Raw genomic sequence first — 20,169 nt, 5'->3', positions numbered from 1 at the left:
TATTTAATTCTTGACGAAAAGAATTCTCGTGAGGAATTATTTGTTTTTGTACAAGTTTACGAATCATAATAATTAAAGAAATTTGAACTTTATAAATCTACTTCGGATAAAGCCTAATTTTTCCTAATTTCTATTTCATCAATATTAGGATTCACTTCAAATGAGACATTTAGTGTTTTTAATTGTTTCATATTTGAGTTTTCAATCATTTCTTTAGTGAAATCTGCAGGAACAATAATTGTAACATTATCCCCTTTAGTAATTTCTTTTTTCCCCATCATTTTTCCAAGTTCTGCTTGAACTTTTCCTATTCTTAATTTTTTGTGATTAGGATTAAATGTGCTTTCAATTTGTTCGAAATCTTCAGCAAATTTTTCTTTAGAGTTCATTTCTGGCCAAGAATTTATTTCTGAATCAAATCCTCTTTTATATAATTCTTGTGCAACTCTTGGCGTAAATGGATATGTCATTTCAATTTGTGTTTTTAAAAAATCACTTTCTAAATTTAAATCTCTATATTTAGCATGTGTTTGATAATGTCTTAAAGCTTTTTCCATCATTGTAAATACTTCAATACTTGATTTTCTAAAATCTCTTTTATCCATAGATTCATTAACATTTTGAATAGCTTTTTGTTTAGTTGTTAGAAGCCATTTATCTAATGAACTAGATTTTTTAGTTTTTGGAATAGTTGACTCTTCTTTTAATATTTGTATTTGTCTATTTTTATTTGTTACAAATTTTTGTAATGCTCCTATACCTGAATTTTCAAATACATCAGGATCCCAATCAAAATTTCTATCCAAGGATTGGTAATTTGTCAAAAAGTATCTTATTGCATCAAATGATACTTCTTCAGAGAAACCTTCAATTGGATGGTTTGTACGAATATCTTCAATTAAATTATCTAGATATATAACATTTCCTTTTGATTTTGACATTTTTTCACCTTTCATAGTTATTAATGATGTTAGCAAATATTCTTCGGGGAAAAATGAATCAGGTAATACTGCTCCATGTGTAAATAATGAGAATGGAAAATGAACATCTTTATGTTCTGTTGCTGCAACATTTAAATTAATAGGATATATTTCATTAATATGTTTTTTAACTATTTCTAGTTTTTTTGTACTAAGTCCAACATTTTGCGAAACTTCTTCTATAATTCCTTCATTTAGAAATACATAATTAAAAAATTCATCAGTTAAATTATCTTCTTTAATTTTTCCTTGATTTATTAATTGCGCAATTCCATAAAATTCCATATAAATATTACTATCAGCTAAAGCTTCAATTCTTTTAGTTGAATCAAATGGAGAAGGAGACCCAACCATATTTTCACCTTTTCTTTCACAAGGTTTTGGTAATCTTGTTCTAATAAATCCTTTAAGTTCTTCTCTGTAGTTTCCAGGATTTATTATCATATTATCAATTAAAGATATTACTTTATTTTGGACCTCTTGATTAGCATAATTTATTGCTCTTTCACTTGTTCTTTTTGCAATGATTCTTGTATCATCTGCTCTACAGTTAAATACACCACCTTCTAATCTAAGTAATTCTCCTCCCAATCCTTGTGAAATTAGATTTTCTAATAATTTTTTTCTTCCAACTTTAACTGACATATTACTATATTTTTCAATATCATTTGCAAAAAATCCTTTTTCTTGTAATTTGTAAGTATTTTTTCTTATTTCTTCTAAATTTTTTTCAGTTAATTCTTCAATATCAAATGATATAGGATTACCATTCTTATCAACAATTACAACTTTTTTGTTATCTAATAATTCAGGTGCTACTTTTTTTAAATAAAATGCATCAAAAGGATCGTGTGAAGGTACGCTCATTACAAAACCTGTTCCATTATTTGCTTTAACAAAATTAGCATTTAAAATAGGAATTTTTTGATTATTAACTGGATTTGTAATGATTTCAGAAGTTATATTTTTTGTAGATAGAATATTTTTGACAGAAGATTTACCTCCTAGAGTATCAATTAATTGGTCTAAAGACTCTTCATCAACTATTACTGGTTTATCTTTATTTTTTAGGTCTACAGCAACATATGAAATATTATTATTTCCATATATATTGGTTGCTCCAAAAACTGTTTCAGGTCTTGTAGTATATACAGGAATTATAGCTTTATCTCCTTCAAATAATATATATGAACCTTCTGCTATGTTCAAATTATCTAAATCTACCTTTCCAGAAGGTGATACTTCGGAGAAATCACTTTCGATAGCTTTAATATCTTCACATTTTGTACAAAAGTATCTAGGGTTTTTACTATCTACTATCAAGTTTGATTTATTTAATTTTCTTAATGTCCATTGTGTGAATTTTTGATTTGCTGATTGATGTGAACTAAAAAATGCATCTATATCAATTCCAATGCCAAGTTTTTCTAGAACTTCTTGATATTGATTTTTATATTCCATAACTAAACTATCTACTCTTTCTTCTAATTGAGGAAAAGCTAAAATTTCTTTTGCTTTTTTTTGAGAAATATTGTATCTTTCATAAATTGCTGTTTTATCGCCTTCTGAAGATAATTTGTCAATTATTTTGACTAAATCTTTTCCAGTTGCATGAACTCCAATAGGAAAAAAACCTTTTTTTCCTGATTTTAAAGAATTATATCTCATGGTTACATCTGCCATTGTATGGCCTAGTCCATGACCTAAATGCATTCTACCTGAAGGAGTAGTATATGCGACAACTGCTGTATAGAATTCTTTACCCATATTTTTTATAGTACTTTTTTATTTATAAAATTTACTATTGGTCAATAGTAATAGGAAATAGTATACTTAATTTTTTAAATATTAAACTTCATGGTATGTAATGGGTTTTATTGTTGAAAATTTTATAATTGGATTTGATAAAGTAGGAGTAGATTTTTTTAATATTAAGGAATTTGTTGTTCTAGAGAAAGAAAGGTCTTGTTTTGAAGTAAAACTTAGTTCAACAAAAGAATTTGGTTCTAATAGAGATTATACTAGAGATATAAAAAGATTTGGTAAGACTCAAAAAATAGATTTAATTAGGAAAATCTTAGAAGAAATAATTGGTCTAAAAAAAGATATTGAAGTTCTGCAAAATATTACTGAGGATGTTATTTTATCTGAGAAGTTTAATTCAAGAATTTTGAAACATCATGATTTACGATTTAAGTTAGAAGATAATCCTTTATTTGAGAGTTTATTTCTTAATATTAGTTTTGAAAATCATTTATTTATTTTTGATAAAGAAAATATTACAATATATTTAGAATTCAATTTTGAAGATAAGGATGATACTTTGAATGTAGACATTGAAGCTTTAGTTTGTATAGAGAATATTGATGAGATAAAGATATATAAGTTAGAGAATTATATTCCTGAAAATTCTAAAAGGTTGGTTGTTTAGGTGGTTTGTTTTTCTAGCCATCTAAGTGTTGCAACGCCTCCTCTAGAGTGTCCTATTAATATTGAGTTAGAATTAGGATTTATTTTAGTTAGTTCATCCATCCATTCATTAATGTCTGGATCATTTGCATTTGGTAGGGCAGGGGCTTTGTATTCTAGGCTTTTTTGTTTGATTTGGGTTTCTAGCCATGGATACCACTTTTGTGTTGGGTTAGCATCTTTACCTTGTATTAAGATTATATTCATAATAGAATTTGAAGGTTTAAGATTTATAAGGGTTTTGGAGGGTATGGGAGTGTTAATATTTATAAATAAATAAAATTAGAGATAATTAATGAGTTTAGTAAAGCTGATTATGATGTAGATGAGAAAATACCTTTAATGTATCAGATGAGTGAAGTTAGAATAACTTATGATGTAAATTACCTAATTTATTTAATTAAGTTATTTATTAAAAATAAGATTTGGCATAATGCTCTTTATTGTTTTATTGGTGTAAAATTAATTGAACCTGATTATAAAGATTTAGAAAAATATGAAAAACAAATATTTTCAAAATTTCCATATTCTAGTAGTAATTGTTTTAATTTATTATTTCCACTTTTAGTTCCAATATTAATTTCTTTAGAATAAATTAAAGCTACATGGTATAAATTTTCAAGTTTATTTGTATCTTCAAACATATTACTACTAATCAATTATAATTTATAACCTTTCTTAAAGTGTATAAAAAAAACTTTAAAGTTTTTTGACTACACTTTTATTAATTTTCAAGAAAGAATTTTTCATTTTTTAAATAACTAAAAGAAAAAAATAATTTAATTTAATATTGACCTAATCCTGGACCAAGTGGACTCTTATAAGCTACTCCACTATCACCTGTACAAGGATCATTTGAAACTTCTTGAATTATTGCAAAACTGCCCCAAATAACCGGTCCAATTTCTACAAAGTCTGAATCATACCAAATTCCGCCAATTAAATTAGCATCTGCAGGAGCTGCTACAATTTTAACAAAATAATTCCAATTACAACTCTCACCATCTAATTCATAAGTTCCAGATTGATGATTTGTAACCCATGCTCCAGAACCAATATAAGAACTAAATCTTAAATGTCTATCTAATAAACCATCTCCATCACAATCTTTATTGCTTAGCCATGCATCATTCCATTTCATAGCAAGTGAATCATCTTTATAATCTTGACACCAAGCTACATCTCTATATGCATCACAATATAATCCATTAAATAAACGAGCTTGATAATTATAACCCCAATCATCAAATCCAACTCCAATAACTTCTCCAGCTGAATCCAGTAATTCACCACTTTGAATAGTAGTGCATGTATTTTTTTGACCTTTATCGATACTAAATACCATTCCAATTGATACAAATCCTAACAAAAATATAGTAAAAAACAATATAAGTTTTTTCATTTTTTATGATAACCAAAATTAATAAAATAAAAGTTCAACTTTTGGTACACACGCATGAATTCCAGAATTTATCTAGTTATGCTAAAAAGTGGTTTTTTTTTCACATATTTGGTCTCAAAAGTTAACATCCATAATTTATTTTAAATTTTCAGATTCTATTCTATTTCTTCCATTTTTTTTAGCTAAATATAAAGCAATATCTGCAATTTTTATAATCTTTTTCTTTGAAACATTAGAATCAACTTTAACTGAAGTAACTCCAAAACACATCGTTATTTTTCCAAAGCTTGATTTTTCATGTTCAATATTTAAATCTTCAATTTTCTTTCTTAATTTATTAGCTAAATGTAATCCTCCTTCTAAGTCGGTATTTGGTAGCATTATAATAAATTCTTCACCACCATACCTTGCAAGAACATCTTTAGACCTTTTAATATTATTAAGTATTGATGAAGATATATTCACTAAAACATCATCTCCTTTAACATGACCATAAAAATCATTATATTGTTTGAAAAAATCTATGTCTCCCATAATAATTGTTAGATTCTCATTTGTTCTTAATGCTGAATTCCATTCTTTATTATATTCTTCATCAAATTTTCTTCTATTATAAATTTGTGTCAATGGGTCAATATTTGACATTTTTTCAAGTTCTTTTTGATACCTCTTTTTATCTGTAACATCCGTAGCAATAGTTACCGCATGATCTACATTACCTAAATCATCTTTTATTGGATATATAACATAATCAAACACTTTACCTTTAATTAAATCGGAAGTCTCAAATTTTCTTTGAGTTTTATCATGGAAAACTACCATAACATTGCAAGGATTCTCTTTTGAATGTTTATTTTTACAGAAAGGATTATTTCTTATTTCTTTATCTAAACTTCCGATATGTTTAAAATTACTATATTTAAGTTTATGATTTTTATCATGTATCATAATCAAATTTGGAGAAAAAGTTAAGAGATCTTCAAATAGTTTTTTAGACTCTTGAACTTTTTTTGTCTTTATTTTAATTTTATTTGCCAAGCCATCATTAATTGAGCCATAAATAAATCCTGCGATTAATCCTATAAATATTGGTAAGATATATATTAGAGGATTAAGTAAAATTTCTCCAGTTGAAATCATTCTAAAATTAAATATAGCCATAAAAAAGAAAAAAATACTTGTTAAAATTGAATAGAGATATTTATTAGCAATTATCATATATAATAAAATAACTCTTATCTTTTAAACCTTTTACTTTCTTCATCAAAATATTTATAAAGTCCTACAATTTATTTTTAGTATAAAAATGGAATTAAAAAAAAATGATTTAATTGAGATTGAATACGATTTGTATGCAAATGAAAGATTGTATCAAACAACAGATACAAAAAAAGGTAAAGAAGCAAATATTAAAGCAGAAAAATTTGAGCCTCAATTAATGTTTGTAGGACATGAATACATGTTAAAAGCATTAGATGACGATTTATTAAAAGGTTCAAACGACCAAGAAAAAACTTTAGAACTCTCAGTTAAAGAAGCTTATGGACCTAGAAAAAAAGATATGATTAAAGTATTTCCTAAATCAGCTTTTGATGAGCACAAAATGAGACCTGTAGTAGGTGTTGTTTTTGATTTCAATGGTATGTATGGAATGGTAAAATCAATTATAGGTGGAAGAATCATGGTAGATTTTAATAATCCTCTTGCTGGAAAAGAAATTAAACTTGTCTATAAAGTTAAATCTAAAATTGAAGATGTTGCAAAAAAAGTAACTTTTGTTCTAGAATCAGTTTTAAAAATTCCTAATAATATGTTTAAAGTAGAAGTTAAAGAAAAAGATTTGATTTTAAAAATTCCAGAACAATTACACATGTTAAATGAACAAATTACTAAAACTATTGATGAATTAGTTGTTGAAGCAAAGAATTACTCTTTAAAAATAGAAAACTTTAAAAAGCAGTAAAGTTCTAATTTTATATAAAATATTTTTATGTTTTTGAAAATGGACAGTATTATTAAGAATGCACTCTCAAATGCAAATGCAGACAAGGTTTCTGTAAGCAATAAAGACGATGAAGAATTGATGACAATTCTTAAGCAACACCAAGCTAGAATCAAAGTAATTGGTATTGGTGGTGGAGGAAATAATACTTTAGATAGGATTTCCGAAATTGGTGTTGATGGCGCTAGAACTATAGCAATTAATACAGACGCTCAAGATTTAATTGAAACTAATGCAGATAAAAAAATCTTAATTGGAAAAGAATTAACTAGAGGTTTAGGTGCAGGAGCAGTTCCTAAAGTTGGTGAAGAAGCAGCAAAAGAATCTGAAAGTGATATTAAAGAGTCTCTAAAAGAATCTGATATGATTTTCATTACTTGTGGTCTTGGTGGAGGAACTGGTACTGGTGCAGCCCCATTTATTGCAGAACTTGCTAAGAAAAGTGGAGCATTAGTTGTAGGTGTTGTTACAGTTCCTTTTGCAATGGAAGGTTCAAGAAGATATGATAATGCAATGATTGGTCTTGAAAAAATGGAGAAATTTGTCGATACTCTAATTGTAATCCCTAATGAGAAACTTTTAGAAATTGCTCCAAATTTACCTCTACATACTGCTTTTAAATTAGCAGATGAAGTTTTAACTAATGCTGTTAAAGGTATTACTGAATTAGTAACTAAAAATGGTTTAATCAATTTAGACTTTGCAGATATTAAAAATGTAATGACTGATGCAGGTCTTGCAATGATTGGTTTAGGTGAGTCTGATTCAGAAAATAGAGCAGATGAGAGTGTTGAGAGAGCATTAAATAATCCTCTACTTGATGTTGACTTAAAGAATGCAACAGGAGCTTTAGTAAATGTTACTGGTGGTTCTGATATGACTCTTGAAGATGCAAGAAAAATTGTTGCAAAAGTCTCTGAAACTCTAGAAGAAGATGCTAAAATTATTTGGGGAGCTCAAATAATGGATGATCTAAATAAAGTAATTAGAACTATGGTTGTAATAACTGGTGTAAAATCTGAACAAATCAGGGGCAGGAAAAAAGCAAATAAAGTCTCCGAAAATGTAGATGATGAATTAGGTCTAGAATTTATTAGATAAATTCTAAACAGTTTTTTATTTTATTCTTCGAAATATTTTAAATTTTAATATAATAATGTGATAAATATTTTAAGAATGATTAAAAATTTATTTTATTTTATTTTATAAATAATAATAAGCTTTAAAAAGCAAAATCTATTTTTAATATATAAATGGCGATCGCAAAAACACTAAATGATATGAAAAGAGTTTGGAAAGTAACAAAGAAGCCTACTAAAAAGGAATATTTTCAAACATTCAAAATTGTATTGATTGGTTTAGTAATTGTAGGATTGATTGGTTTTTTTATAGCAATGCTCTGGCAATCACTTTTAATTGGATTATTTCCGCAATAAATAAAAATGGAAACTATAGTTGAAGAACACGAATACTACATTATAAGAACAGTTCCAAGTAAAGAGGATAAATTTATGGATGCTCTATACAAAGTTTTGGAAAAAAAAGAAGATTCAGGTATTTATGCTTTATTTAGACCTGAAACTGTAAAAGGTTATGTTTTTGTAGAAACTAAGAGTTTAAATGCTGTTGTTGATGCAGTAAGAGGAGTTCCAAATAATAAAGGAGTAATTAGAACTCCTGTAAATTTTCTTGAACTTGAAAAATACTTTGAAAAAGAAGGAGAACAAATACTTGTAAATGAAAGAGACATTGTTGAAATCGTCTCAGGTCCTTTCAAAGGTGATAAAGCTAAAGTTATAAGAATTGTTCCAGGTAAAGAAGAAGTGGTAATTGAGCCCTTTAATATGCCTGTACCGATTCCAATTACATTAAGTATTGATGACATAAGAGTGATTGAGAGTGAGGCAGATAAAGATGAGTAAAAAATTAAATAAATTTGAAATGACAAGATTATTGTCCGCAAGAGCATACGAACTTGAAAGAGGAGCAAAAGCTGAAGTTGAGATTACTAAAAAAGGAAAAGTTTTATCTAAAGACTATGTTGAAGTTGCTCAAAGAGAATTTGATGAAGGAAAATTAAGTCTTGATGTTTTCGATATCGAATAAATTTTTCCCAAAAACTTATATATTATATTAAATCTATTCTATTATGAATATAATTAGTAGAGATAATTTTAAATTTGAATTTTTAATTGAAACTTTAGATGACTTATGGATTTTATCACAATTCATTATTCCTTTAGATAAAGTTTCAGGAAAAACTGAACGAAAAGTAAAAATTGGGTCTGAAACAAATTATAAAGTCGTTAAAAAACTAATTTTTGTAGAATTAAAGATAAATACAGTAAAATTTGAAAATGAACAGTTAAGATTAACAGGTATCATTCAAAATGAAACTGAATTTACTGCAGTTGGAGCAACTCACACTCTAAGTTATTCTCTAGGAGATAAAATAGAGATAAAAAAAACTTCTATACTAAAATTTGAAGAAAAATTAATAAAAAATGCAATTGAATCTAAAAACTCTCATAATCTTCTAGTCCTTTTAGATAAAGATGAACTAATTGCTTCCGAATTTAGTGAAATTTCATTTAAAGTTTTATTTCAAGAAAAAGGTCTTGGATCAAAGAAATATAATGATGAACAGATAAATGAAGAAGAGCAAAAATTTAAACTAATACAAGATTTACTAAAAAGAAATTATTCAAAAATTATTTTTGCAGGACCTTCTCTATTCAAAGATAAACTTCAAAAATATATTAAAGATAAACTTGGAATTGAGAGTTTATCCATTTCATTTCCTGATGTAAATTCCAATTCAGTACAAAAGGCAATAAAAAAAATAAATGAAAGTGGAGTTCTAGGTGATTCTCAATTATCTCATGAAAATGAATATATTTCTAAACTTTTAGAAAATATAAACAAAGATGCAAAATTCTCTTATGGTTATGATAATGTTTTAGAATCAGTATCTACTGGGTCTTGTGATGTATTTATGATTACTACAAAATTAATTGATAAAAAAAAGGAAGAAAATTCTTATATTGAATTAAATGATATCATGCGTAGTGTTGAGCAAATAAATGGAGAATTAGTGATTATTAATTCTAAAAATGAACCTGGAAAAATTTTAGATGGGCTTGGGGGAATTGGAGCTATATTGAGGTACTAGGAGATGGAATTTAAAGATATAATATTCTTATCTGTATTAACTTTGGGAACAACATACATAATATCAACAAACACTTTAAGTTCAAGAAGTGATGTTTTAAATTATTTTAAAAATAATAATAGGAATTCTATCTATTCTGAAAAAAATAACGATGAAAATCCTAAAATTAAGTTTGCTTTTATTGAAAATAATATTAATGGGAAAAGAACAACAATAAGGAATAGTTTAGAAATAAATCAAGTCAATTTGCCTAGAGTTCATCCTAATTATGATTCAAATATTATTGTAGAAGAATTTCATGGTAAGGGTCTTGCTAGAACTTTAAGAGTTAAAGAAAAACTTCCTACAATCCCTTCGATAGGATATTGGGAAGATGAAGAATACTATTTTGCAGATAAATTATTATATACTAAAAGAAAAGCAAATCTATTATCTAGAGAAAGTGAGATTGAAGGGATATTAGATAGAGACAATTCAACTATTATTACAGATTCAGACAAAGAATATGTCTTAGTTAATAATAATGGTTATTTTAAATATATATTAAAAAAATAATTTATAAATTTTTTAAGAATTAAAAGAATAATTATTCCTCTTTTGAATTTATTCAAAGTGGTTAAAAAATTATATTAATTTTTTATTCTTCAGTTAAAATCATATCGTTTAAGATTTTTTCTTTTAGAGCAACATGACTCATATAACCACCAAAAGGTCTTGCAACAGTTTTTTGTGATTTATTTAATTTTCCAAACTTCTTATTAGTCATTCTAGGAATTCCTCTAAGTGGTTTTTTAGTTACTGCGCACTTAGCAATTTGTCTATTTCTTTGTCTATAATGAGTTCTAGTCTCAGTAGTTACTCTAACTTTAACTCTTCGAAGTCTTCTACTCTTTAAAAATCCAGCTACCATACTTAAAAAAAACATTAATTCCTTTATAAAGTTTATCGAATCACGGGTGGTTTGTATGACTTATTCGGTGATGAAAAATTGAAGAGTATTAATTTTCAAATTATTATATTTAACAATAACAACAAAACTTTATAAATGTAGTTTTTAGATAATTCTTAGATGAATAGAGTAAAAAAAGCTCAAATAAGTATTTTTATTATAATCTCAGTAATTTTAATAATTGGAGCAATAACAATATTTACATATAAATCAAATGATTTTGTTATTTTCTCTGATGAAAAAAGTTCTTACAAAGTAGAACAATTTGTTGAGAGTTGTATTGAAGATCAAGCAAAAGCTGCTATAAAGCAAATAGGATATCATGGTGGTTGGTTGTATTCTAAAGAGATGATATATACTGATAGGTCAATGCCTGATGTATATAATAAACAAGCTGAAGGTTTAAATTTTCTAGAAAGAACTAAAATGCCTTATTGGTATTATTATGATGATTCAAATGAAGAGTTCAAATTTAATATTCCTGAATATGATACTGAAAATGAATTCTCTATTAAAAATCAAGTTAAAAGATATGTTGAAGAGAATTTAGAAAGGAATTGTCTAGAAAACTTTCAAACTTTTGAAAATATTTATGAAATAGAATATGAATCAAAAGACATAAAAGATAATTTATTTGTTGAGTTTGATAAAGATGAGATTATTATCGGTTTAGATTTACCAATTAAAATTAGAGAACTCGCATCTAGAGATAGTGAGAATATTGACTACATAAATTTTTTTGAAGTAAATTTGGAAAATAAACTATATATTCCTTATAATTTAGCATTAGATATAACCGTTTCAGAATCTAAAAGTTCATTTATTGAGCATAGGATTTTAAGTTTTTTAAATCCATTCATGACTACAGAAAATAGGGATATGCTTCCTCCATTTTATGATTTTAGAGTAGAACCTGACTTTGAAGTTTGGGAAGTAAGAAAAGTTGAAAAAATAACTAAACAAATTGTTAGTTCAAATATAGGACTAATTCAATTTTTAAATACTGACTTTAACGAATATGAACTTCCTTCTGATTTAGATGATAGTGAATTTGCAAGAGGTTTTGTGAGTATTTACACTAAAGATTATCTCTCGGAGAATAGTGTAGTAAAAGATGTAAATTCTAAGATTTTTCATAGTTATTCAGATTATACTGTAAATCCAACTTATGAGGGTTCATTATTTCCAACATATTTTAGATTATCTCCAACTCTTGGAAATGTAATACTCCAACCTAAATCAACTTCAGTAATAAATTTCATTCCTATTTTTTTCACAGAATATAATGCAGTTTATGAAATGACAATGCCTGTAAAATTTGAGATTGAAAATTCTCAGAATCCTAATGACGATTTCGTATTCAATCTAATTATTGAAACAAATATTGACTACAATAAACCTCTTGCAGAGAATTATGATGCTACAGAGATTAACACAAATAATCTAAATTTAAATTCAGGTGGAAGTTTAATTTGCGACCAATCACAATTTATTTCAGACTTTGTCTATCTAAATATTTCAGACCCTGTAGTTTATGGTCTAAGAACTTCTGATGATGAACCAAAAGTAGGAGTAGAAGATGCAATAGTTAGTTTTGATTGTAAAGGACTCTCGAAATGTTATATAACTCAAACACAAATCAATGGAGTTTATGCTTCAGATAATCAATCAATTTTAAAATTCAGATTACCTACAAATTGTAATCCTGGAACATTAGAAGTATACAAATATGGTCATAAAAAATTAGAAATACCTTATCTTGACCCTAAAGTAAATGAACCATTATATTTGGGAGAATATGAACTACCTTCAAAGAAAAAATTATCCATCGAGATTAAAATTATTGGTTCAACAGAATCAAGAAGAAGTAGTGGTAGAACTCTAACAAAAGATGAAACTGGATTCATTATATTTTCAAATACTGATGATGAAGATATTGTTGAAATAATTGAAATAACAATGGAAAATCAATATGATTTAGAATTAGAACTAACTACGGGAAAATATGACATTCAAGGATTCATAACCTACAACAATCAAATAATTATTCCTGAAGAGAATATGGCTGGTGCAACAATTCCTCAAATGAATTTAAGTTCTTGGATTTCAGGAGGAGTAGAGGTAAAAGATTTTGAAGTAATAAAAACGGAGTTATTAGGAATGAATACTATAACTATATATATTCAAGAAATTCCTATTCCTAACAGTTTAAACAGTCTTCAAACAAGTTCAGAAGTAATAAGTAACTTGGATACTATAAGTGATAAACCATCATTTAGTTATGAGAATTAATTTATTATTTTTTAGTTTGAAGAATTAATTTTTTTATTTTATTTTATCCAAATTTTTTCATCAATACTCTTTTTTCAAAACCTAATATTTTATTTCTAATCTCTTCAAGATCTTCTTCATATTCTATATTCTTCACTTTAACTCTTTTAATATTTTTAATATTAGTCTCTACATATTTCAAATCATCTTTTGAACAAATAAGAGAGATTGGCCCAACTTTCTTAATAATATCTGATAAGAATTTTTCTTTAATGGCATCATTAATCTCAAAGATATTAACAAAATATTCAACATTTTTTTGATTCTCATCAATTAAAAAGAAATCAGTAGGATTAGTAATTAAAAGAGAACAATCTTTAATATTTTCATCATTTAGTCTAATTGGTAATATATAATTCAGATTAGGATTTCTCATCTCTTCTTTAACTAAAGTTAAATAATAAATTGTTCCTCTATCAACTTGTGAGATTGTATTCATATCAACAAAATATGAATTAACATTACTTAAATTTGGAGTTCCAATAATTTCTGTTGCAAGAATTCCTTCATAAACTGAAACATCAATTTCCTCTCTATGATAATCTGGAACTTGAGGTTGTTGTTGTACTTCTTCTCTATAAACTTCTTGCTTAACAGGTTCATCAAACATATTTCCAAAACCAAAACTCTCATTATTTTGAGATTGTTCTTGACTAGAATAAGAATTCAAATCTTTTTGTTCTTCAACATACGGTTGTTGTTGAACAACTCCTTGCTCTACAACTCTCTCTTCTCTTTGAGGAGGATTAGTATTACTTAAATTATTATTAATAATTGTATCTGCAAGCATACCCATTGCACTTTTCTTCTCTCCATTTGAGTTATAACTACTTCCTGAAAACATATTGTTATTTCCTCCCCCTCTATTGCCTTGATTAAAGCTTGATTCATCACTACCTGTGATATTATTCATTAAACTTGAAATTTTCTCTTGTTCTTTACTTTGAGACCTTTGAGAACTTGTATTTAAATCTATATTCTTTAGTTTTTCTAAAAAAATATCTTTTTCTTTAGTTTGTTCAGAAATAATTCCTGCAAAAGGATTATCAATATTTTGTCTTGCTGAATTTTCAATATCTAATGTTTCCCAATTAATTTTTTCATCAAGAGATTTTTGTAGTTGTTTATCAAAATAAATTATGTCTAAGTTTTTATCAACACCCAATTTATCTAAAAGTGGAGAATAGAAATTTTGTGTTAAGATAATACCATCAATTTTATCAATATTTTCTAAATTTGTAATAAACTCTTTAATTTCACTATCATTTTTCAAAAGTAAATATCTAGGATTTACTGACTCATCATCAAAATTATCTCTAATAGTTAAAATTGAGACTCTATCATAATTATTTGTAGACTTATTAATAACAAAACCATTATCTGAATAATTAGTAAAATGATTCTCAATTAAAGAAACATTAATTATTTTAAAATTACCTTTATTTGTGATATAACACTCAATTAGAGCATCTTCAATATGTTTAGTTTTTTTATTAATTAACACTAAATCTTCATTTGTTAAAATATTTTCTTTTATTTCTATCTCTTTTTCAACTAATCTATTATGTTCTCTAATAATTGCAAAATTTTGCTTATTCTTAAAAAATTTAAAATTCTCTCCTCTAGAAATATAAAACTCACTACCTAAATTATAATTAAATGGTATATTTTTTTGAAATCCATAATTTGCAGAAAGAATTAAAGTATCACTATCTTTTTTTAAGAAAACTTGCTTATACATCTCCTCAGTCTCATAAATCTCAATTTGAAAATTATCAATCCTTGGAATTCTTAATTTATTAGCTTTAAGCTTCAAATATTCTCTAATTAAACCTTTAATATTTGAAAGCATAGCACCTTTTTCAATATAATAATTAGTAATTGAAAAACTCTCAGTTCTAAGAGTTAAATTAAATTTAGTATTAGAAACTGAATTCATAAAATTATAATCTTTTAATTTAACATCCATGTAACTATCAGAAATTTTATTCAAATTCTCTTGTATTTCTTTATAGAAATCTCCAATCAAATTACTATCTAAAGCAGACAAATTTTCTTCAACAATTGAATCATAAGTCTGAGAATTTGAACCTTTCAGTTTTTCGAGAAGTTCAGGAACTCTACTATTCTCAAAAGAGTTTAAGATAATCTCTTTTGTAATAATTACTTTTTTAATGTTCGAAAACTGTTTATTTAAATTATAATAGATAACTGAGTTTTCATTTCCAAGAATTTGTGTGTTATTTTCCATATATAAAAATTAGATTTTGTATTTTTAAATATTTGTTTTCACCGCCATATTGTATTTTAGAAAATTATATAAATAATCTAGTGTTAGTTTAGTTATGAAAATCAAAGAACTATTGATTAAAAGTCAAACTGATATGGATATTAGGAAATCGATTTTAATAAATAGATTAGAAGTATTAATTGGTATGAAAAATTCTAGAGAAATAGAAGTAGTAGGAGAAAAACCTGAAAACTTAGATTTTAAAGAGAAAGAAACTTATCGAATTTTAAGATATCATTCTTTAAGCATAGATCCAAAATACACCTCATTATCTAAAAGAATATCTTATACTCAAGATAAAATACTTGACATAGATCAAATTGAAATTCTTAATCAATATTCTGGAAATAAAATGGCATATCATAGACTTAATAATAAAAAAACAAAATATTCTCAATCAGATGTTTTTCCTTTATTAACATACTCATAAATCAAATAAAATATAAATGCCAATGTAAAATATAAATCTGCAATATTAAATATAAATAAATATTTTAAAGAGATGAAATCTCTAACATAACCATAAAATATCCTGTCAAAAGTATTTCCTAAGATTCCTGCTACAAAAAATACAAATATTAATTTCAAATTTTTATTGTTAATAAAATATTTATATAAGTATAAAATCACAAAAAGAACAATTACACTCAAAACTATGACAAATAAGTTATAATAAAGTACATTAGAGAATATTCCAAATGAAGACCCATAATTTTTAGTATAATTCAAAGAAATTAAAAAACCTTCAAAAAAACTCTTATCTGTAAATATAAATTTAGTAATTAAATCAATAATTGTAAGAAAAAATATAATTAAAGAAATTTCAAATAAAGTGTATTTGTCTTTTTTCATTAAAAAAAATATTTATATACTACTTTATAAATATATATCTTAGAAAAAAGTGAAATTTCCAAAAATCGCAAATATTACTGTATCTTTTTCATGGGTTTTCATGATAATTGTAGGAGTTTTTTTCATAGTATTAGCTTATAATATTATTGATGAATACAAGGAAAATGAAGACTTAAAATTTCAAATTGAATTAAAAAATACACTTAGAAATATATTCAATAATTTTGGAAGAACTGCTGGAACTGAAGAGAGTTCTATAGCTCCAATAGGAAACATATTCAGGGATAGTGAAGTTGAAATACTCTGTGAAGGAGGATTTTCGATACTTTCAATAAATGGAGAATATGATGTGAACAATGATTTTTTAAAAAATTATCCTACATTTATGACTAAAATCAATAAAAAAAGCATTGACATGACTTATGTTGCAGTTGAAAATTTTAGAATGCCATTTAAAATAACAAATGTTTTAGCAATTGTATCTAAAAAGAATATGATAATTTTCGATACAAATACGCAAATAGGTATAGATTTAGAAAAAAAATTTAGAAGAGGTGCATATGGTAGTTTAACTTTTGAAGGAAGAGACTTATCTAATGTTGAAAGTGTAATACTTGAGAATATAAAAGATGATATTGATGAAAAAAATTTGGACTCTATAGTTTTTGTAACAGACACCTCAGAGAATATTTATATTGATGAATTAAATCTAGATGAAATAAAAATTGATGCCCAAATAATCAGAATTGAAACAGAAATAAATAATCGTGGAGGAATAATAAATTTTTATGGTAAAAATAATTTACATACTCAGTATCCATTTTATGATATGGATGAATCTTTAACTCTACAAACTATGGCAGTATTCTCTTCAGCTCAAGCTTTTAATTGTTCATATCAAATGTTAGATAATTCAATTTCAAATGTTTATGATTTTTATATAAATAAATCGGAGTATTTTTTAAAACAAGACTCTCCTATTTGTACAACTTCAATGATTGGTGCTACAACATTTTCAAAACAGAAAGTGTATTATAGTAATATGGTAGATAATTTGAAAGATATAGAAAACCATATAAATACCAATTTCTTTAATGACATAGGAGAACTTAATAATATAATTAAAGAACTAGAACTAAATCACTTATATGTTGAAGATAGTAATTGTCCATTAATATATTAATTATTTTGTTTTAAAAAAAATGATGGAAAAAGTAGATGCAGAATTTGAATTGTTTGTAGAACGAATAAAAAAAGGAAGAGAACTCAATATAGTAAATATTAGAAAATCTTACGAATTTGCTAAGAAAGCTCACACAGGCCAACTAAGACAAACTGGAGAACCTTATATTACGCATCCACTTGAAGTAGCAAAAATAGTTTATGACTATGGTTTAGGAGAACCTTCAGTAATTGCAGCCCTTTTACATGATGTAGTAGAAGATACTCCTATAAAACTTGGAGAAATAAAAAAAAACTTTGGTGATGAAGTAGAATTATTAGTTGATGGTTTAAGTAAAATTAATATGTTTACTGAGAGTCGTGAAGAAAAAAGTGCGGAGGCTTTAAGGAAAATTTTACTTGCATCTGCAAAAGATATTAGAGTTTTAATAATTAAACTTTGTGATAGACTACATAATCTAAGAACACTCGAAGAACTTCCAGAATCTAAAAGAGAAAGAGTTGCAAGAGAAACAATGTTAATTTATGCTCCAATTGCTCAAAAAATAGGTATCTATTCTTTAAAATGGGAACTAGAAGACTTATCATTTAAGTATAGGAACCCTGATATGTATCAATTAATTAAATCTAAAATTAATATGAAAAGAAAGGATAGGGAAGGAATTGTTCAAAAAGCAGTAGTTGAAATCAAGGAAGTGTTAAAAATGGAAGGTATTGATAACATCTTAGCTCTTGGTCGTCCAAAAAATTTTTTCAGTATCTATAAAAAAGTAAAAGACAAGGCTAAATCTTTTGAAGATTTATACGATTTATATGCTGTAAGAATAATTGCAAAAGATATATCTGAATGTTATACAATTTTAGGAGTTTTACATGATCAATTCCAAGCTTTTCCGGATAAATTAAAAGATTACATTGCAAATCCTAAAGCAAATGGATATCAATCAATTCATACAATTGTATATTCAAGAAGTATTAAATGTCCAGTTGAAGTTCAAATAAGAACTGAAGAAATGCACAAACTTGCAGAATTTGGAATTGCAGCGCATTGGAAATATAAAAATCTGAAAGAAGATAAAAAATTTGAGAAAAAAATATCTTGGTTAAGAGAAGTTTTGTTATGGGAAAAAGAACACAAAGATAATTCTGAATTTTTACATCTTCTAAAATATGATTTCTTTCAAAATGAGATTTTTGTATTTACACCTAAAAATGAGATTATATTTTTGCCAGATGGTTCATCAGTTTTAGATTTTGCATATGCAGTTCATACTGAAATTGGAGATAAAGCATACAAAGCAAAAGTTAATGGAGCAATAACAACTATTGATAAAACTCTAAAAAATGGAGATATTGTTGAGATAATTACAAATAAATCTGCTAAGCCAACAGATAAATGGTTAAAATTAGTGAAAACTTCTAAAGCAAAAATTAAAATTAGAGATAGTATGAATCTTAAATTCAAGAAAACTCCTGATGATAAAAAAGAAGAAGTTAATTTTGAGACACTAAGATCAAGATTAACAAGATTAAATGAATTCAAAAAAGTAAGAAAAGGTGGATGTTGTAATTTGAATTATGGTGATCATGTTGTAGGTGTTGTAGGAAAGAATGGTGAATTAGTTGTACATAATGCTAGTTGTGATAATAGTAAATACACTGTTAGTAAAAAAATACCACTTAATTGGATTCAAGAAAGAAAGAAAGAAATCGAAATTTTCATGATACTAAAAGATAGATTTGGTTTATTAATTGACATTTTAAATGTATTCTCAGATTTCAATTTAAATGTTTCAAAATTAAATACTAGAATTCAAAAAGATGGAAGTGTAAAAATGGATTTAAAAGTAATTGATGGTCCTTATATGGATAAATTAGTTGAAAGATTAAATGGACTTGAAAGTGTTGAGAATGTAAGAGTTTCAAGAGGAATTTTCGGATAATTTTTTCACATTTTTAGAAATTTTTATAAAGTAGCAGAATAATTTTTTTATATGAATACAAAGATAAAGGAGATTTTAAAGATTTGTGATGAGTTTCTTAAAATTCCTTCAGTTGTAGGTTATGAAAAACCATTTTTAAATTATCTTGAAAAAAAAATCAAAAAATTAGGATATGAAACTCTTTTAAAAAAAAATTACTTAGTAATTAAACCTAAAAATAATGTTGATTCTAGATATTTATTCTCAGCACACATTGATAGACATGGACTAATTTTAAATGACTCCAATAAAGTAGAATATGGGGCTTTTTATTTAAAGAAAAAATTAGACTTAAAATTCAAACCTGAAATAAATGAGGAAAAAGAAAAAGATTTATCAAATCATCTAAAAGTTAATAGAGTAAATTTCGAATTTAGTGATGAGTATTTGAAATTTGAGGACTTTGATTTGAAATTTGAAAAAGAAAATACTGTATCTTATATTGAGAAAATAGCTTACAGGTATGTAAATGATTCAGTTTTTTCATACGATTCCAATACTGGCAAAAAACTTTCTAAATTTAAAATTTTAAGATATAATCAAAATTTCAGAGAAAAT

The 20,169-nt window shown here is 25.7% G+C and carries 21 protein-coding genes; 13 read left to right on the top strand and 8 right to left on the bottom strand.

What is annotated here, in order from left to right; all coding sequences use genetic code 11:
• Nucleotides 1–113: 113 nt before the first annotated feature.
• On the bottom strand, nt 114–2,747 hold the full coding sequence (locus PF569_01025) for a class I tRNA ligase family protein (protein ID MDA3854810.1): 2,634 nt from the start codon (nt 2,745–2,747) through the stop codon (nt 114–116).
• Between the two features lie 100 nt (nt 2,748–2,847).
• Here PF569_01025 and PF569_01020 point away from each other — a divergent pair, with 100 nt between their 5' ends.
• Nucleotides 2,848–3,411 carry a hypothetical protein gene (locus PF569_01020; protein ID MDA3854809.1) on the top strand — a complete coding sequence of 188 codons (564 nt, stop codon included), beginning with the start codon at nt 2,848–2,850 and terminating at the stop codon, nt 3,409–3,411.
• On the opposite strand, the gene PF569_01015 is transcribed toward PF569_01020, so the two are convergent.
• The 4 genes from PF569_01015 to PF569_01000 form a co-directional block, all read right to left on the bottom strand.
• The gene (locus tag PF569_01015; protein MDA3854808.1) at nt 3,408–3,656 is read right to left on the bottom strand and encodes an alpha/beta hydrolase; all 249 of its coding nucleotides are present in this window, start codon (nt 3,654–3,656) and stop codon (nt 3,408–3,410) included. The genes PF569_01020 and PF569_01015 overlap by 4 nt on opposite strands.
• Nucleotides 3,657–3,925: 269 nt before the next feature.
• Entirely contained in the window at nt 3,926–4,093 is a 168-nt protein-coding gene (locus PF569_01010) for a hypothetical protein (GenBank protein MDA3854807.1), read from the bottom strand.
• Nucleotides 4,094–4,233: 140 nt separating this feature from the next.
• On the bottom strand, nt 4,234–4,851 hold the full coding sequence (locus PF569_01005) for a hypothetical protein (GenBank protein ID MDA3854806.1): 618 nt from the start codon (nt 4,849–4,851) through the stop codon (nt 4,234–4,236).
• Nucleotides 4,852–4,986: 135 nt separating this feature from the next.
• The gene (locus tag PF569_01000) at nt 4,987–6,069 is read right to left on the bottom strand and encodes a GGDEF domain-containing protein (protein MDA3854805.1); all 1,083 of its coding nucleotides are present in this window, start codon (nt 6,067–6,069) and stop codon (nt 4,987–4,989) included.
• A gap of 88 nt (nt 6,070–6,157) precedes the next feature.
• Here PF569_01000 and PF569_00995 point away from each other — a divergent pair, with 88 nt between their 5' ends.
• The 7 genes from PF569_00995 (at nt 6,158) to PF569_00965 (ending at nt 10,580) form a co-directional block, all read left to right on the top strand.
• Nucleotides 6,158–6,814 carry a hypothetical protein gene (locus PF569_00995; GenBank protein ID MDA3854804.1) on the top strand — a complete coding sequence of 219 codons (657 nt, stop codon included), beginning with the start codon at nt 6,158–6,160 and terminating at the stop codon, nt 6,812–6,814.
• 39 nt (nt 6,815–6,853) lie between these two features.
• Nucleotides 6,854–7,954 carry a cell division protein FtsZ gene (ftsZ, locus tag PF569_00990; GenBank protein ID MDA3854803.1) on the top strand — a complete coding sequence of 367 codons (1,101 nt, stop codon included), beginning with the start codon at nt 6,854–6,856 and terminating at the stop codon, nt 7,952–7,954.
• A 152-nt stretch (nt 7,955–8,106) separates the two neighbouring features.
• On the top strand, nt 8,107–8,289 hold the full coding sequence (locus PF569_00985; GenBank protein ID MDA3854802.1) for a protein translocase SEC61 complex subunit gamma: 183 nt from the start codon (nt 8,107–8,109) through the stop codon (nt 8,287–8,289).
• Between the two features lie 6 nt (nt 8,290–8,295).
• On the top strand, nt 8,296–8,775 hold the full coding sequence (locus tag PF569_00980) for a transcription elongation factor Spt5 (protein MDA3854801.1): 480 nt from the start codon (nt 8,296–8,298) through the stop codon (nt 8,773–8,775).
• Entirely contained in the window at nt 8,768–8,959 is a 192-nt protein-coding gene (locus PF569_00975; GenBank protein MDA3854800.1) for a DNA-directed RNA polymerase subunit omega, read from the top strand. The genes PF569_00980 and PF569_00975 overlap by 8 nt, the downstream gene beginning before the upstream one ends.
• A 43-nt stretch (nt 8,960–9,002) precedes the next feature.
• Complete coding sequence (locus PF569_00970; protein MDA3854799.1) at nt 9,003–10,025, top strand: hypothetical protein; 1,023 nt, start codon at nt 9,003–9,005, stop codon at nt 10,023–10,025.
• A gap of 3 nt (nt 10,026–10,028) precedes the next feature.
• Nucleotides 10,029–10,580 (top strand): hypothetical protein, encoded by a 552-nt coding sequence (locus PF569_00965; protein MDA3854798.1) that lies wholly within the window; start codon nt 10,029–10,031, stop codon nt 10,578–10,580.
• A gap of 82 nt (nt 10,581–10,662) precedes the next feature.
• On the opposite strand, the gene PF569_00960 is transcribed toward PF569_00965, so the two are convergent.
• Nucleotides 10,663–10,935 (bottom strand): 50S ribosomal protein L34e, encoded by a 273-nt coding sequence (locus tag PF569_00960; protein MDA3854797.1) that lies wholly within the window; start codon nt 10,933–10,935, stop codon nt 10,663–10,665.
• A gap of 159 nt (nt 10,936–11,094) precedes the next feature.
• On the opposite strand from PF569_00960, the gene PF569_00955 reads away from it, so the two are divergent.
• Nucleotides 11,095–13,266: a hypothetical protein gene (locus PF569_00955; GenBank protein ID MDA3854796.1), complete on the top strand. Its 2,172-nt coding sequence runs from the start codon at nt 11,095–11,097 to the stop codon at nt 13,264–13,266.
• A 43-nt stretch (nt 13,267–13,309) separates the two neighbouring features.
• Here the strand turns inward: PF569_00955 and PF569_00950 are convergent, their stop codons facing one another.
• Nucleotides 13,310–15,556 (bottom strand): hypothetical protein, encoded by a 2,247-nt coding sequence (locus tag PF569_00950; GenBank protein MDA3854795.1) that lies wholly within the window; start codon nt 15,554–15,556, stop codon nt 13,310–13,312.
• 94 nt (nt 15,557–15,650) lie between these two features.
• Here PF569_00950 and PF569_00945 point away from each other — a divergent pair, with 94 nt between their 5' ends.
• Complete coding sequence (locus PF569_00945; protein ID MDA3854794.1) at nt 15,651–16,025, top strand: hypothetical protein; 375 nt, start codon at nt 15,651–15,653, stop codon at nt 16,023–16,025.
• Here the strand turns inward: PF569_00945 and PF569_00940 are convergent.
• Entirely contained in the window at nt 15,989–16,447 is a 459-nt protein-coding gene (locus PF569_00940) for a signal peptidase II (protein ID MDA3854793.1), read from the bottom strand. The two genes, PF569_00945 and PF569_00940, sit on opposite strands and share 37 nt — an antisense overlap.
• A 49-nt stretch (nt 16,448–16,496) precedes the next feature.
• Here PF569_00940 and PF569_00935 point away from each other — a divergent pair, with 49 nt between their 5' ends.
• The 3 genes from PF569_00935 to PF569_00925 form a co-directional block, all read left to right on the top strand.
• On the top strand, nt 16,497–17,630 hold the full coding sequence (locus PF569_00935) for a hypothetical protein (GenBank protein ID MDA3854792.1): 1,134 nt from the start codon (nt 16,497–16,499) through the stop codon (nt 17,628–17,630).
• A gap of 22 nt (nt 17,631–17,652) precedes the next feature.
• A complete protein-coding gene (locus tag PF569_00930) occupies nt 17,653–19,572 on the top strand; it encodes a RelA/SpoT family protein (GenBank protein MDA3854791.1) in 1,920 nt (639 codons plus the stop codon).
• 51 nt (nt 19,573–19,623) lie between these two features.
• Nucleotides 19,624–20,169: hypothetical protein (locus PF569_00925; protein ID MDA3854790.1), on the top strand; the 546-nt coding region annotated here is incomplete at its 3' end.

The sequence above is a fragment of the Candidatus Woesearchaeota archaeon genome (assembly GCA_027858315.1).
Classification (GTDB): Archaea; Nanobdellota; Nanobdellia; order Woesearchaeales; family UBA583; genus UBA583.
The sequence above is the reverse complement of the archived record's forward strand: the minus strand, read 5'-3'. Positions and strand labels throughout refer to the sequence as shown.